Genomic DNA, 787 nt, shown 5'->3' with positions numbered 1-787 from the left:
GGTCGGCCGGGGTGTAGAGTCGGGTGACGTTGGCGTCCTTGCCGTCGATGATCAGCCTTCCCTGCGAGCCGGGGCCTTCGATGGGCTTGACCTTGTACTTGATCTCGTCGCGGATCAGCTTCGCGAGTACGCCGGCGTACTCGCGGGGGTCGCGACGCTGGACCAATGATGCGGCCGTGGAACGGATCTCGCCGTGAGGGCTGAAGACCGCGGCCAGGGCCAGGGCGACCGACGCCGACGGGGCCTCGATCCGGCTCAGGACGTCGATCCCCACGCGTTGGCGACGTTCGTCCTCGCTGCGCAGGAAGACCTGGAAGACCGACGGTACGGCGAGCGGGTCGACGATCGACTTCAACTCCGCATCGGCGGCGGCCCGTTTCGCTCTGTCCTTGCCGGCCAGCGCGTCGCGTAGTTTCTCGAGCCTCGGCCGCCACTCCTTGTCGGCCTTGGCCTGGATCTCGCGTTCGGCTTTGGCGAGGGCCTCGACCTCGGGGTTCACCCAGCGGCCGCCGACCTTCTTGAAGCCCAGCCGACGCCAGGCCCCCTCGCGGTTCGTATCGAGCTGAAGCGTCCGCCGCAGGTGCGCGACCATCGGCTGGGTCAGGTCGTGCTCCTCGCACCAGAGGGCCAACTTGTACTGGTCGTCGGCGTCGTCCTTCGCCTTCACGCGACGGGCGAAGTATTCGTCCATCAACGCCTTTTGATCGGGAGAGTTCTCGATCGATCGCGCCACGTCCTGGGGCCGCATCCACTTGCCGTCGCGTTGGACCTGCCCCAGCAGGCCGCG

At 67.6% G+C, this 787-nt stretch carries 1 pseudogene; it reads right to left on the bottom strand.

The annotated features are described in order from the left end of the window. Positions 1–787: pseudogene (locus G5C50_RS32125) on the bottom strand (polymorphic toxin-type HINT domain-containing protein); the annotation flags it as partial.

Origin of the sequence: Paludisphaera rhizosphaerae (genome assembly GCF_011065895.1) — a bacterium.
GTDB classification, from domain to species: Bacteria; Planctomycetota; Planctomycetia; order Isosphaerales; family Isosphaeraceae; genus Paludisphaera; species Paludisphaera rhizosphaerae.
The sequence above is the reverse complement of the archived record's forward strand: the minus strand, read 5'-3'. Positions and strand labels throughout refer to the sequence as shown.